Annotated in this window: 11 protein-coding genes; 3 read left to right on the plus strand and 8 right to left on the minus strand. The window is 73.0% G+C overall.

From position 1 onward, the window contains the following. Positions 1 to 43: 43 nt before the first annotated feature. The 4 genes from EMA17_RS32270 to EMA17_RS32285 all read right to left on the minus strand — a co-directional run bounded on the left by EMA17_RS32270 (position 44) and on the right by EMA17_RS32285 (position 5,517). Complete coding sequence (locus EMA17_RS32270; protein ID WP_126640694.1) at positions 44 to 1,456, minus strand: HEAT repeat domain-containing protein; 1,413 nt, start codon at positions 1,454 to 1,456, stop codon at positions 44 to 46. 1,180 nt (positions 1,457 to 2,636) lie between these two features. Then, positions 2,637 to 3,041 carry a hypothetical protein gene (locus EMA17_RS32275; protein ID WP_126640695.1) on the minus strand — a complete coding sequence of 135 codons (405 nt, stop codon included), beginning with the start codon at positions 3,039 to 3,041 and terminating at the stop codon, positions 2,637 to 2,639. Positions 3,042 to 3,160: 119 nt separating this feature from the next. Next, entirely contained in the window at positions 3,161 to 3,391 is a 231-nt protein-coding gene (locus tag EMA17_RS32280) for a hypothetical protein (RefSeq protein ID WP_126640696.1), read from the minus strand. A gap of 236 nt (positions 3,392 to 3,627) precedes the next feature. Further along, positions 3,628 to 5,517, minus strand: a complete 1,890-nt coding sequence (locus EMA17_RS32285; protein ID WP_126640697.1) for a penicillin-binding transpeptidase domain-containing protein — start codon at positions 5,515 to 5,517, stop codon at positions 3,628 to 3,630. 261 nt (positions 5,518 to 5,778) lie between these two features. On the opposite strand from EMA17_RS32285, the gene EMA17_RS32290 reads away from it, so the two are divergent. Then, a complete protein-coding gene (locus EMA17_RS32290; RefSeq protein WP_246127035.1) occupies positions 5,779 to 6,135 on the plus strand; it encodes a WhiB family transcriptional regulator in 357 nt (118 codons plus the stop codon). 46 nt (positions 6,136 to 6,181) lie between these two features. Here EMA17_RS32290 and EMA17_RS32295 read toward each other — a convergent pair whose 3' ends face one another. Together EMA17_RS32295 and EMA17_RS32300 are read right to left on the minus strand one after the other, a co-directional pair. Next, positions 6,182 to 6,757, minus strand: coding sequence for a phosphoribosyltransferase family protein (locus EMA17_RS32295; RefSeq protein WP_218043122.1), 576 nt, complete (start codon positions 6,755 to 6,757; stop codon positions 6,182 to 6,184). A 347-nt stretch (positions 6,758 to 7,104) separates the two neighbouring features. Next, positions 7,105 to 7,332 (minus strand): DUF8836 family protein, encoded by a 228-nt coding sequence (locus EMA17_RS32300; protein ID WP_020548744.1) that lies wholly within the window; start codon positions 7,330 to 7,332, stop codon positions 7,105 to 7,107. 196 nt (positions 7,333 to 7,528) lie between these two features. Here EMA17_RS32300 and EMA17_RS55820 point away from each other — a divergent pair, with 196 nt between their 5' ends. After that, entirely contained in the window at positions 7,529 to 9,727 is a 2,199-nt protein-coding gene (locus EMA17_RS55820; RefSeq protein ID WP_218043123.1) for a serine/threonine protein kinase, read from the plus strand. Positions 9,728 to 10,035: 308 nt separating this feature from the next. Here the strand turns inward: EMA17_RS55820 and EMA17_RS32315 are convergent, their stop codons facing one another. Then, entirely contained in the window at positions 10,036 to 11,157 is a 1,122-nt protein-coding gene (locus tag EMA17_RS32315; protein WP_371863069.1) for a DUF2637 domain-containing protein, read from the minus strand. A gap of 419 nt (positions 11,158 to 11,576) precedes the next feature. Between EMA17_RS32315 and EMA17_RS32320 the strand changes: the two genes are divergently transcribed. Then, the gene (locus tag EMA17_RS32320; RefSeq protein WP_126640698.1) at positions 11,577 to 12,464 is read left to right on the plus strand and encodes a hypothetical protein; all 888 of its coding nucleotides are present in this window, start codon (positions 11,577 to 11,579) and stop codon (positions 12,462 to 12,464) included. A 48-nt stretch (positions 12,465 to 12,512) separates the two neighbouring features. Here the strand turns inward: EMA17_RS32320 and EMA17_RS32325 are convergent, their stop codons facing one another. After that, positions 12,513 to 13,316 (minus strand): TrmH family RNA methyltransferase, encoded by an 804-nt coding sequence (locus tag EMA17_RS32325; RefSeq protein WP_126640699.1) that lies wholly within the window; start codon positions 13,314 to 13,316, stop codon positions 12,513 to 12,515. Between the last annotated feature and the right edge of the window lie 472 nt (positions 13,317 to 13,788).

Below are 13,788 nucleotides of genomic sequence, written 5' to 3' on the forward strand. Positions count from 1 at the left end.
CCCCGGATGGGGCCGAACGGGGGCGGGGTCGGCCGCGGGCCGGCTACATCTCGCTCAGCCTGGCCTTGGCGGCGGTGCGCACCTCGGCGTGCTCGGCCGGGTCGCCCGCGAGCCGGCGCAGTCGCGTCACGGCCTCGGGGCGGCGCGCGTCCACGTGGCGCGCGGCGATCAGTCGGGTGTCGGCCTGGCAGTCCCAGAGGGCTTCCACGGCCGTTTCGGCGGCGAAGGACGGCTCTATCCGGGCGAGGGTCTCCACGGCGCAGGCGCGCAATCCGGCGGAGGCCGCGTCCCGGTAGACGTCGCGGACCAGGTCGAGCGCGTCGACGAGGGCGAGGCGCCCTATCCCGGTGACCAGGTCGCGCAGCCGGAAGTGGTCGGCCTGGTCGGTGTCCGCCGCGCCGACCGGGTGCGCCGCGGCCACCCTGGCGCGGAGCGCGTCCAGCAGAATCGGTCCGTCGGCGGGTTCGCCGGCACCGGCCAGTATCCGCACGGCCACCTCGCCGAGCAGGTCCTCGCGGGCGGCCCAGGTGCGGGCCCGGGCGACCGCCGCGGGGCTGCGCAGGCCGCCGATGGCGTGTGCGGCGGCGAGCCGCACCCCGGTGGGCGCCTCGGGTGCGAGCGCGCCCTCGGCCAGGTCGAGCAGCGCGCCGTCGCCCTGTTCGCCGAGATAGCGCAGCGCGGCGGCTCTGGCGCCGTCGGGTCCGGCCCAGGCGGCGGCCAGGATCGCGCCGCGGTGCTCCGGCCCGGCGACGGCGGCGAGCCGCCGGCCGCAGGCGAGCGATTGGCGTGGGCCGTCGGCGGCCTCGGCGAGCACCTGGTCGACGGTCTGCGCGGGGGCGGTCGGCGGTGTGCCGGGGCGCACGGAGCGGGTCAACTCCCAGCGCCACCAGTCCAGGTCGACCTGTTCGACGACGGCGCGCACGCGCTCGTCCTCGGCCGCCCAGATCCGCCAGGGGCGCATGCCGGTGGAGCGCTTGACGCAGTCGTAGAGCTCGTCGTCCTCGCCGCGCTCGAGCACGACGTCGAGCATGCCGGTCAGCGCCGCGTCCCGCCCGATCGCGGCGAGCCGGTCCAGCGCCTCCGGCCAGTCGCGGCCCTCCTCGACGTAGGCGCGCAACAACTCGGTCGCGTCGGTGCGGCCGAGGCGGGCGAGCGTGCCGAGGACGGCGAGCGGGAGCGCGGTGCGGTCCGCGTCCTCGTCGGTCCAGTCCTCCTCGCACAGCAGATGTCGGGCGAGGCCGTCGAGGCCGGCGTCGAGGTCCGCGTAGAGGCGCGCGTAATAGAGCGAGCGGGACTCGGTGGCCGGAACGGCACGGGGATCGCGGACCACGCAACCGTCGAGCGCGTCGAGCACGGCGACGCGGTCGGCGACGAGGGCCCGCCGGGCGCCCTGTCCGTGGCCGCTGCGAAGCAGGCCGAGGAGGGCGTCATGCGAGGTGATGACCGGATCGAACATGCCGCAAGCATCGGTGGCCGGCAACCCTGGAGCAACAGGATTTAGGACACATGTACCCGTTGCCCGTTGTTTCGGCGAACCACCGGGCGCCGTTGTCACCGTTTCGTCACCCGAAGCCATGAACTGTACCGCCCCCGTTGACCCACCCGCCCTCCGGGTATGCAAGGTCGGGCACCCGAGCCGAACAGGAGCCGCCCCCCGAGTACGGGTGGCGGGAGCCCACACAACAAGACCGAACGCAACCCCACCGGGACAGACACCCAAGCAAACGAGGGCCGCCACCCGAATCCGCGAGAACAAGCGGGCAGGAGCGGACCCGCGAAGGCGGCCCGCACGGGGGCGGGCGCCCGCACAACAAGACCGGCCACGGCCCGCACCCAAACAGACGAGGCCGGGCACCCAGGTGCACAAAGCCCCCCATCCGGAAGGTGGGCACCCGGGCAACAAGGCCGGACGCACGACCCTGCCGGGACGGGCACCCGAGCGGACGAGAGCAGGCACCCTGGTCCGCAAGGGCAACGGCCGGGGCCGGGCGCCCAGGTATGCAAAGAGCCCCGTACGGGGGCGGGCGCCCGTACAACGAGGCCGGACGCGCGGTCCTGCCGGGACGGGCACCCGAGCGGACGAGAGCAGGCACCCTGGTCCGCAAGGGCAAGCGGGCGGCGCCGGTCACCCAGGTGCACGAAGCCCCCCATCCGGAAGGTGGGCATCCGGGCGACAAGGCCGGGCGCGCGACCCTGCCGGGGCACGCACCCGAGCGGACGAGAGCAGGCACCCTGGTCCGCGAGGGCAAGCGGGTGAGGCCGGGCGCCCAGGTATGCAAAGAGCCCCGTACGGGGGCGGGCGCCCGTACAACGAGGCCGGACGCGCGGCCCTGCCGGGGCACGCACCCGAGCGGACGAGAGCGGGCGCCCGGGTCCGCAAGGGCCGGCGGGCGGCGCCGGGCACCCAGGTGCGCAAAGGGCCCCATCCGGAAGGTGGGCATCCGGGGGACGAGGCCGGGCGCGCGGCCCTGCCGGGGCACGCACCCGAGCGGACGAGGGCCGGCGCCCTGGTCCGCGAGGGCAAGCGGGTGAGGCCGGGTGCCCAGGGTGCAAAGGGCCCCGGGCGGGAGGTGGGTATCCCGAACGGGGGGCCGGGCGGGCCCGGGGTGGTGTCCGGGCCGGCGCGGGCGGGGTGTTCAGGGTTGTTTGGGTACCGGGATGCGTGGGCGGTCGTGTCGGACGGTGCCGTAGTCCTCGCCGTCGAGCGGACCGAGCACACTCGCGGGCACGAAGGACTCCATCGCCCACGCCCGGGTCTCCACGTCGGCGGCGAAGCCGTACGCCCCCCAGACGGGCCAGCGCACGCGGGCGCGCCAACTGCCGTCCCGGTACTGGTGCCAACTCACCAGGGTGACCTCGAGGTGTTGCCCGTCCGGGAGGACCATGCGCACCCGGGGGCCGGTCGGGTGCGCGTCGGCCCGCTTGCGGCGCCCGACGACCCCGCCCGACGGCGGCTCGCGGACGCCGAGCGGTTCCGTGGCCGGCGTGGGCGAGTCGCCGCCGACGGCCGGATTCCGTACTGCTGCGGTCTGGCTGCTCACGCGGCCATTGTGCGGCGCCGGAACGATCCGACGGCCCGAAATGCGCCGCCGCACGCACGCGTCCCACCCGTACGGCGCACGGGGGCGCCACGCGGATGGGACGTGTGGGGGTACTCCGGTCAGGAGACCACCCGGAGCTCGGCCGGACCGACCACGCTCAACCCGAGCACCGCGGCCAGGTCCTCGACGAGGTTCGCGGCCTGGTCCGGAGTCAGTCGTTCCACCGTCCACTCGTCGGTGGGTCGGCCGTGCTCGTCGGTGTGCGGGCCGAATCTCAGCTCGATCGGACGTTCGGCGTCGGCGGACGGCAGCACCGGAACCCGGGCCACCAGAGTGACATTGTTCGACATGACGTCGACTCCCTTCGGAGAGCGAAAACGATCGCCGCTGTCATTGCCGGTCACTCCTCACGCTCGCATCGGACACGGACGGTGTCCAGGTGCATCCCGGTGTCACAAGGAGCGTGCCGGGCGCGCCTCGACGCACCGAAAAGCCCCGGCGCGCATCGCGCGCCGGGGCTTCGCTTCCGTCGACCGGTCGTGTGGGGGATCCCCCCGACGCGAGGCCCGAGTCGGTCGGGGTTCGGCTAGCCGAAGAAGGCCTTCACCACCGGACCCGCCGCCGAACCACCAGACTTGCCCTTCTCCACGAGCACCGCGACCGCGACGTCGTCCTTGAACGCGATCATCCAGCCGTGGGTCAGGGTCTCGCCCTTCTCGTCGAACTCGGCGGTACCGGTCTTGGCGCCCACCGTGCCCGGGATGCCCTGGAGCATCTTGCCGGAGCCGTTCGCCACCACGCCCTGCATCAGCGCCTTGAGCTGGCCGGCGATCGACGGGTCCAGGGGATGCGAGGGCACCCGGCCCGGCACGTCGTCGGGCGCCAGCACCGGCTGGTTGAACTTGCCGGAGGCGATCGTCGCGGCGACCGAGGCCATCACCAGCGGGCTGGCCAGCACCCGGCCCTGGCCGATCATCGACGCGGCCTTGTCGTTCTCGCCGTTGGCCGGCGGCACCGAGCCGTCGAAGGTGACCGTGCCGACGTCCCACTTGGCGCCGATCCCGAACTGGTCGCCGGCGAGCTTGTTCAGCGTGTCGTTCTGGATCTTGGCTCGGTTGCCGATGAAGGCCGTGTTGCAGGACTGCGCGAAGTCGTCCTGGAACAGCGCCTCGGGCATCGGCTTGAGGCCGTCGTAGTTCTTGAACGTCTGCCCGTTGACCACCAGCGTGTTGTCACACGGCACCTTGTCGGTCGGCTTGATGCCGGCCTGCAGCAGCGCGCCCGAGGAGACGGTCTTGAAGGTCGAGCCCGGTGGGTAGCGCCCGGTGAAGGCCCGATTGTCACCGTTCGACGGGGTGTTCGCGGCGGCCAGGATCCCGCCCGACTTGGCGTCGAGCACCACGATCGAGGCGTTGTTGCCGCCGGTCACCGACTTGAGCGCCTTCTCGGCCTGGTCCTGCACGCCCGGGTCGAGGGTCGTCTTCAGCGACTCCGCCGGCTTGCCCTTGACGTCGACCAGGGTCGCCTTCTCCGCGCCGCCCGCGTCCACGACGGTGATCTTCAGGTCGGCGACGCCGGCCAGCTTCTTCTCGTAGCGGTACTGCAGACCGGAGGCGCCCACCTGGTCCGCCGACGAGGCGCTCGGGTCGGCGTTCTTGAGCAGGTCGGCGTTGTCGCCCGAGGCGACCGTGCCGACGATCTGCTTCGCCACGTCGCCGGACTGCGTCGCCCCCTCCTTGACCTGGATCCCGCCCAGACCGGCCAGCTTGACCTGGCCGCCGCCGTCCCACTTCTCCTTGCGCAGCGTCACCAGGGGCAGCGACTGGTTCGGATCCGCCGCCGCGACCCGGCCCTTGAGCTTGGGGATGTCCAGATCGAACATCGGGTCAGACAGCGCCGCGTACAGCGCGTCCGCGTTGGTGATCTTGGCCGGCCACAACGACAACGCCACCACGGGCGTCGTGGTGGCCAGCGACTTGCCCGAGCGGTCCAGGATCTCGCCGCGCTTGGGCAGCGTACGATCCCGCTTGATCTTCCCGCTGTCCGCCAGTTGCGGGTGCACGATGGTCTGGGTCCAGTGCACGGTCGTCTTGCCGTTCGCGGTGACGATCGGGACGGTGGACGCGATCTTGACCGGGTCCGCCACCCCCTTGAGGGTCAACGTCGCGTTGTACGTGAGCGTGGCCGGCGCGTTGTCCTTGCCCTTGGTGTATGAGTCGGCCTTGTACTCGGCCTTGGCGATCCCCAGTTGCTTGCTCGTGGTGTCGAGAGCCTGCTTGGCCGTGGCGGGGTTGTCCGTGAAGGACGCCGCCTTGGTCAGGTCACCGCTCTGCCACGCGCTCAGGAAGTCCCTGGCCGTCGTCTCCGATGTGTCCTTCTTGTCTTCTCCGCCGCTGCACGAGGTCAGCCCGGCGACCACGACGACCGACACCATCAACGGCACGGCCGACGGCAACCGTCGCATCCTGCTGCCCACCAGATTCCTCCCGTACGTTCCGCGAACCCCCGACAACCGCCGGCGGCCTCGGTCACGCTACCGGGGCCGCCGGGGCGAATCGGTCATCGGGCAGGTGTACGACCCACTTGTGACCTGGTTGTTGAGGTGCCCCGAACGAGGGAGTGAGGGATCGCCCTCAACCCTGAGCGAACGGGAGCCGAATTCCCCGCGGGAGGAAACCGGTCTCCCATCCGATGCGTCGGTAGGAGCGAGAGGGTCAGTCGGGACCGGGGGCCCGCGTTGACCGTTGGCACCGTCGAGCAGGAGGAGAACGGGGCGATGGGGACCACACGGATCGCCATACCGACACCACCGCGTTACGGGTGGCAGGAGGACGCGTCATGCAGGGGCCTGGACGCCGGCCTCTTCTTCGGCGACGACCAGGAGCGACCCGGCGAGCGCCGGGCGCGCGAGCGGGTCGCCAAGAAGGTCTGCATCTCCTGCCCCGTGCGGCTGCGCTGCCACGAGCACGCGATGTCGGTCCCGGAGCGCCGAGGTGTGTGGGCGGGTCTCGGCGAGACCGAACGCGCCGCGCTGTTGCGCGAGCAGGAGCAGGAGCAGGGGCACGACCGGGAGGAGACCACGACGGCGGCCTGACCGGGCCGACCGTCGGGTCCCGCCGGGGACGCCGGTGACCGGGGGGTCACGCCGGCAGATCGTCCTCGGTGAGCAGGCCACGCACGTCCAGTCGGGCCCGCACGTGCGGTGCGCAGGCATCCACCACCACCGCCGCGCCGATCCACTCGGCGCCGGCCTCGGTGACCATGCGCCGCACCGCGCTCGCCTGTGCGCCGGTCTCGATCCACTCGTCGACGAGCAGTACCCGATCGCCCGGGCGGAACAGCCGGCCCGGGACCACGAGGGTGAGGCCGCCGTCCTGGTATTCCGGCGGGGTGGCGGCACGCAGCATGGGATCGGCGGCGGGCCCCCGGTGCTCGCCCACGATCCGTCGATCCTTGCGGATCTCCACGAAGCCGACGCCCAGATGCAGCGCCGTGATCGGACCGAGCACGAGGCCGCGCGTCTCGATGCCGACGATCAGCGTCGGTCGCGCGTCGGCGTGCAGTGCGCCGAGCCCGGGGCCGAGCATCGCGAGCAGTTCGGGGTCGTGCCACCACTCGGACGCGTCGGCGAAGGTCCCCCACGAGGTCTCCCGCCAGGTGAACGCGTCGGCGAGTCGGCGCGCGACGGCTCCCAGGCTGCCCTGACGGCTCGTCACCTCGGCGCCACCCCGTTTCGTTCCCCGCACCGGCCCGTGTCGATCTTCGACCGGACAGATTACCGGGACGGGCACACCGCCGCGGCCGGCACGGTGCCGGCACTCGGGCTTCGGCGGCCGCGGTTGCCGCACGCGACTCGGACCGCTCGCGGTCGGCTCACAAGACTCGGACCGCTCGCGGTCGCCACGCGCGGCTCGGGCCGCTCGCGGTCGGCGTGCGCGATCTCGGGCGGCGCTCGGATGCCGCACACGGGCCTCGGCGGCCGGCGGCGCGCGAACTCGGGCGGCCGGCGGTTGCCGCCCGGCGGCGACGGCGGCCGTCCGCCCCGACTGCCGTCGCCACGTGGTCAGTCGGCGCCGGGCCGATCCAACGGCTGTTCGACCAGCGCCAGTACGCGACTGGCCATGAACCGCGCCGTGCGCACCACCGTGCCCGTCCGGGTCAACTCGCTCACCTCGACCACGCCGCGCCGGACCGCGACGTCGAGCCGGCGCCCCGCGCGGGTCGCGGTCATCTCGTAGGTCTTGGTGCTGTCGCCCGCGTCGACCACTATCTCGACCCGATCGCCCTTCATTCGTGCCCCCTTCGACCGATTACCTCCATCTTCTCCCACAGGTCCGACATCGACGGGCGCTCCGCCGGGGTGGTCCGGCGCCGACTCCGGGGCGCCTTACCGCGCCGGGCACCGGGGTTCCTCTAACGTGTCTCGCACAGGGAATTCGGGCAGACGAAACCCGGACGACGGCACCACGCGAGGGGATCGGGCACACATGACGATGGTGCGGCTGCGACGGCAGGATCCGCGCATCGTCGGTTCGTATCGGTTGCTGCGTCGTCTCGGGGCCGGCGGCATGGGTGTGGTCTACCTCGGGGTGGACCGGCACGGCACCCGGGTCGCGCTCAAGCTGATCCGCCAAGAGCTGGCCGGGAACCCGGAGTTCCGCTCCCGCTTCGCGCGCGAGGTGGCCGCGGCGGCGATGGTGCGCGGCAATCGTACGGCCGCCCTCGTGGACGCCGACGCGGGCGCCGACCGGCCCTGGTTGGCCACCGTGTACGTGCCCGGCCCGTCCCTCCAGCGCCGGGTCGGCGAACGCGGCCCGATGGGCTGTCTGGACCTGGCCCGGATCGGCTCGGCGGTGGCCGACGGCCTGGTGTCCGTGCACGCGGTCGGCGTCGTGCATCGGGACGTGAAACCGTCCAACATCCTGCTGTCCCCGGACGGGCCGCAGATCATCGACTTCGGCATCGCCTACGCGGACGGCGCCGGCACCCTGACCGTCACCGGAACGGCCGTCGGATCACCGGGATTTCTGGCCCCCGAACAGGTGCGCGGGCAGACCGTGACGCCGGCGACCGACATCTTCGCGCTCGGCGTCACGCTGGCCTACGCGGGGCGCGGGGCACCGCCGTTCGGGTCGGGGCCGGTGGACGCGCTGCTGTATCGCGTCGTGCACGAGGAACCCGACCTGGAGGGTGTGCCGGAGCAGGTGGTGCCGTTGATCGCGGCGTGCCTGTCCAAGGATCCGCGGATGCGGCCCACCGCCGAGCAGGTCCGCGAGCGGCTGGCCGCGATCGCCCGGCGGCGCGAGGCCGAACGGGGTACGCCGGCGCGCGGCACGGCGGGGGCGCCGTCGACCGCGGCTCCGGCCGCGATGAAGGGCGGCGCGACGGTCGCGGCGGGGCCGAGGGAGCGGGACCGCGAGCGGGAGCGGGAACGGGCCAGGCGCGAGGCGGCGCGGCGCGAGGGGGCGCGGCGGGACGAGGACACGCGGGCCGAGCGCTCGGCGGCGCAGCGCGCGGAGACGGGTCGGCCGGAGTCGGGGCGCGCGGAGCCCGGCCGGGGGTCGGCGGAGGGGCACGGCGCGGGCCGGGCCGAGTCGGGTCGCCACGACGGGGCGCGGCACGAGGCGACGCGCCCGGACGCGGCCCGGCACGACGCGCGGGCACACGGGTCCGAGGGCCAGGGGGCCGACCGGCGCGGCGCGGACGGCGCACGGGCGGAGCACGCGGTCCGGCACGAGCCCGGGCGGGGCGACGCCGGGCGGCAGGAGCCGCGGCAGGAGTCGGCCCGGCACGAGACGCGTCCCGACGGGGGTCGGCCCGACACGGGGCGGCCCGACGCCGGCCGCGGCGAGCGCTCCGAGGCGTCGCGCGGCCCGACCGCGGAGCGCCCCGACCGGGCGGAACGGGCCGAGCGCGCGGAACGATCGGATCGCGCGGAGCGGGTGAACCACTCGGAGCGCTCGAATCACCCGGACCGCCCGGATCGCACCGACGGCAAGCGGGCCGGCCGGGTCGACCACGGCCCGCGCTCCCGCGCGGTAGCCAGCTCCGGCCCCGGCTCGGGATCCGCGTCCGCCACCCCGCGCCGCCGTCGGCCCGAGGAGCGACGGCGGTTGCTCATCCAGCAGTTGGTCGTCTTCGTGGTGGTCACCGCGATCGCCGCGTTCGCGATCGCCGCGTTCCAGAGCGACGGCGGCGACGACGGGCCGAAGGTGCCCGCGGCCGCCGATCCGGCCCCGCCGCAGGCGCCCGGGCCGTTCCGGATCGGTCCGGCGCACGGCTCGATCCCGATCGCGGACTGGTCGGACCGCACCTACTCCGACCCGTCGGTGAGCGGCGCCACGGTCACCCTCACCGACGGCACGGCCGTGGTCGGCAGCGACCGGGTCACCCTCGGCGACGTGGTCCCGGCGAGCCTGGACGGCGCCCCGGCGGTGGTCGTGGTGCTCACCCGTACCCCCGGCGCGGGCGGCCCGGCGACGCACCTGGTGGAACTCTTCCGCTTCGCCAACGGCGCGCCGACCACGGTGGCGGCGCTCGCCGCGCTCGCCGATCCGCAGGCGGTCGCCACCCGCTGGACGGTGGTCGAGGGCGGCATCTCGCGCATCCAGTCCTACCTGGACGTCCCCGACGTGACCACCCGCTACGTGGTCGGCCCATCCGGCGTCCTGGTCCCCACCGCCTGAACACCGTCTCGTCCCCGGCGTCCCTCGGGGGCGGCCCCGCGCATCGTTGCCCGGCCGCGTGCGACCGGGTTGCCTGGCCGTGCTCCCTCGCGTACCCGGCCGCCTCCGACCGACCGCGGCCGGCCCGCTCCCGATCACGGCCTCCTCACCCCGGCGCGGCACCCGCGACCGAGCGCGGGAGACCGCCCCCACACACACCCCGCCGCACACCACCAACGACGACGAGGGGCACCCGGCCCGAGCCGGATGCCCCTCGTTCGTGTACCGCGCCTTCTCGCGCGCCGCGTCGGATCACGCGGTGTCCGGCCTCAGCCGAACTGGCGCTCCAGGTCCTTCAGTTTGCGCTCCAGCGAGTCGAGCCGGGGCAGCGTCATGGTGTCGTCCTCGGCGGTGAGGTCGATGACGTCGCGCCGCTCGGCACCGGTGGAAGTGCCCGTCGCCGCCGGGAGTTCGCTCGCTCGCGTGGGGGAGGCAAGAGCCGGACGGCCGGACGGGCCGTTCGGGTCGGCTGAGCCGCCGTGGCCGGAAACGTCGTTTCCGGCTATAGCAGGCTCCGAGAGTGCTTCGGAGCCGCCACCTCCCGGCAGAGCAGCCATTTCCTGACGTGCGGCGCCGCGCCGGCCGAAGTGGCCGGTGCCCTCGCCGCGGCTGAGCGCCTTGAGCTGCGCCCGCTCGCGCTTGCCGTCGATCCGCCGACGCTCGCGGTCGTCCTGCTTGGCCCGCTTGTCCTCGCGGACCTCCTCGACCGCCTCGTCGAGGGTGCGCACGCCTTCGAGCAGCATGAGCGACCAGGCGTTGAACGTCTCGTGCGGGGCGCGCAGCCACCGCACGATCCGGATCTGCGGCAACGGACGCGGTACCAGGCCCTGTTCACGCAGCGCGGCCCGACGGGTCTGCTTCAGCGCACGGTCGAACAGGACGGCCGCGGAGAGCGACATGCCGGCGAAGAACTGCGGCGCACCCGCGTGCATGTCGCCGCGCGGCGCGTGCACCCAGTTGAACCAGGCCGAGGCACCGGCGAACGTCCAGACCAGTATCCGCGAGCCGAGCGCCGCGTCACCGTGGCTGGCCTCGCGCACCGCGAGCACGGAGCAGAACATCGCCGCCCCGTCGAGCCCGAACGGCACCAGGTACTCCCAGCCGTTGGCGAGCCCGAGGTTCTCCCGGCCGAAGCCGACCAGGCCGTGGAACGACAGCGCGGCCGCGACGCCGGCGCAGACGAACAGCAGGGTGTACGAGGCGACCCCGTACATCAGCTCCTTGCGCCGTCGGCGGTCCTGCTCACGCTCCCAGTTGTCGGATCCTTCCCCGGTATCCGTCGCATCGGCCTTGCGGCGTCGGACGACCAGATACGCCACAAGCGCCATAAGGGCGACCAGTTCCGCCAAGCCGACGAGGGCCCAGGCCAGGGGTACACCCATGATCTCCAACGAGCTTTGCCTCGCTTCCCGTTCCTGATCCGATTGCGCGGCGCCCCATACTGGCGGAATTTCGCCTGGTGCGGGTCGAATCCACCGAATATCCCGCGTGTGGGTGACGGGACATTCCCCCGCACATCCACTTTTTCGGCCGCCCGTGCGACCCGAACAGGCCACTGCGCCATTTTGGACGACGCTCGACCGTACTGCACTTCCGCGCACACGCTAGTCCAAGATCACATTCGATCGAAATTGGCATGACCCGATCGGCATGTCGTGAGACAAATCAGGGAAGCCGGCCGCCTCGAATTCCGGGGCGATCGGAAGAAACATCTCAACGAACGCAAGAAAGAGAGAAGCGGATCACTACCAACCAAGTACACAAACGAAAGCATTCGGGCGCCAATCGGGACGCAGGTGATCGGATCAAAATGCATCGGATCACCGCCTACCTGGACGGACGGCCCTACCGGCTGATCACCCCGCGCCCGTCGAACACGACCCGGTTCGCCGTCAACCACTTCCACGACAGTTGGCACGTGGTGTCCGATCGAACCGGTGCGGTGCTGTTCGCCCGGTTGATGTGGGGCCTGGCACACGAGCGTTACCCGAACACCCTCGTGGTGATCGACCGCCGCCACCTCGACCCGAACCCGTTCGACGCCGAACCCTCGCCGCCCATCGTGCTGTTCGCCGGCGAGCGCACCCCGTTCGGCGGCCGGGCCGCCCGCGACCTGCGCCGACTGCTGCCCACGTTGGGCCGACCGGACGGCACCGTGTACTGGCGCACCCACGGCCTGGACGCCGCGCTCGCCGACCCCGACGCCTGGATGCGGCGGCACCCGGAGCCCATGTGGGACTGGGATCGCGAGCGCCGGCACAAGCGCAAGCCGGAAGACACCGTGCGCGATGGCCTGTTGGTACTGCCCGCGAACGTCGACGCGCTACGACGCGAAGCGGTACGCATCGCGGGTATGGAGGTGTCCGCCGCCACGCCGATGGCCTACGAGTACCTGCGCCGCTACGAGTTCCAGATCTTCCACGACTACCGACGCCGGGTGAGCGCGGCCCGGACCGCGCGCCGCGAGATCGAGGCCCTGCCCGTGCCGCCGAACCGGTTCGGTTCCGGGAGGTACAACGACGCCGACGTGCCCAGGATGCACATCTGGGACCGGGGCACCGAGATCCGGAAGGCGCGGATGCGAGGTCGCCGGGTACACGCCCGCCCGGAGCTGTACCACACCCGCTCGATCAACGACATCCAACGCTCGGGCGCAACCGCCCACGAGCGCCACCGCGACCCCCCGTCGAACACCTGAGCCCACCGGGCCCGTCGTGCGACTTTCCCCCATTCGGCCGTCCCCCACTCAGCCGAACGCCACCGCATAGAACGCGACCGCCGCGGCGGCGCCGACGTTGAGCGAATCCACCCCGTGCGACATCGGGATCCGCACCGACCGATCCGCGGCGGCCAACGCCTTCGCGGTCAACCCCGGCCCCTCCGCGCCCAGCATCAACGCGCACCGATCGGTGTCCGCGGCCGGCAACTCGTTCAACGCCACCGACCCCTCGCCGGGGGTCAGCGCAAGCAGCGTCAACCCCGCCCCCCGCAACACGTCGAGGCCATCGGGCCACGGGTCCAGGCGCGCGTACGGCACCGAGAACACCGCGCCCATCGAAACCTTCACCGACCGCCGGTACAGCGGATCCGCGCAGTCCGGCGACAACAACACCGCGTCCATGCCCAGCGCCGCCGCGCCACGGAAGATCGCCCCGACGTTGGTGTGATCGTTGACCCCCTCCAACACCGCGACCCGCCGCGCGTCGGCCACCAGATCACCCGCCGCCGGCAACACCTTGCGCCCCATCGAGGCCAGCGCCCCCCGATGCACCTGATACCCCGTCACCCGTTCGACGATCTCCGGACTGCCCACGTACACGGGAACGTCCGTGCCCTCGATCACCTCGGCCATGGTCTCCAGCCAACGCTCCGAGAGCAGCATCGACCGCATCGGATACCCCGCCCCGAGCGCGCGTCGAATCACCTTCTCCCCCTCGGCCATGAACAACCCCTCGGCCGGTTCACGCCGCCGCCGCAACTCGACATCGGTCAGGCCGGTGTAGTCGACAAGACGAGAATCACCAGGATCATCAACGGAAATCACAGACATCGAACCAGTCTCCCAGCCCCACCACACACCCCCACGAGCCACCCACCCAGCCCACCACCCGCCAAGCAAACACACCCAACAACCACGAACAACAAGCAACAAACAACCAACAACCACAGCCGACCAAGCAGCCGGAGGCAGGCAAGCGGGCAAGCGCGGCCGGGCAGGCAAGCGGGTACGGACGGGCGGACGGGCGGGCGAGCGAACGGGCGAACGGGCGAGCGGGCGGGCGGGCGGCCGGGCGGGCGAGCAAGCGGGCGAGCGGCCGGGCGGGCGAGCGAGCGGGCGAGCGGCCGGGCGGGCGGGCGAGCGGGCGAGCGGGCGAGCAAGCGGGCGAGCGGCCGGGCGGGCGGGCGAGCGAGCGGGCGAGCGAGCGGGCGAGCGGCCGGGCGGGCGAGCGAGCGGGCGAGCAAGCGGGCGGGCGGCCGGGCGGGCGGGCGAGCGAGCGGGCGGGCGGCCGGGCGGGCGGGCG

This window comes from Embleya hyalina, assembly GCF_003967355.1.
GTDB lineage: Bacteria > Actinomycetota > Actinomycetes > Streptomycetales > Streptomycetaceae > Embleya > Embleya hyalina.

Excerpts from the sequence above, each read along its gene's own strand:
- EMA17_RS32270 (WP_126640694.1), bottom strand. The coding sequence starts at position 1,456 with ATGTTCGATCCGGTCATCACCTCGCATGACGCCCTCCTCGGCCTGCTT.
- EMA17_RS32280 (WP_126640696.1), bottom strand. The coding sequence starts at position 3,391 with ATGTCGAACAATGTCACTCTGGTGGCCCGGGTTCCGGTGCTGCCGTCC.
- EMA17_RS32300 (WP_020548744.1), bottom strand. The coding sequence starts at position 7,332 with ATGAAGGGCGATCGGGTCGAGATAGTGGTCGACGCGGGCGACAGCACC.
- EMA17_RS55820 (WP_218043123.1), top strand. The coding sequence starts at position 7,529 with ATGACGATGGTGCGGCTGCGACGGCAGGATCCGCGCATCGTCGGTTCG.
- EMA17_RS32320 (WP_126640698.1), top strand. The coding sequence starts at position 11,577 with ATGCATCGGATCACCGCCTACCTGGACGGACGGCCCTACCGGCTGATC.
- EMA17_RS32325 (WP_126640699.1), bottom strand. The coding sequence starts at position 13,316 with ATGTCTGTGATTTCCGTTGATGATCCTGGTGATTCTCGTCTTGTCGAC.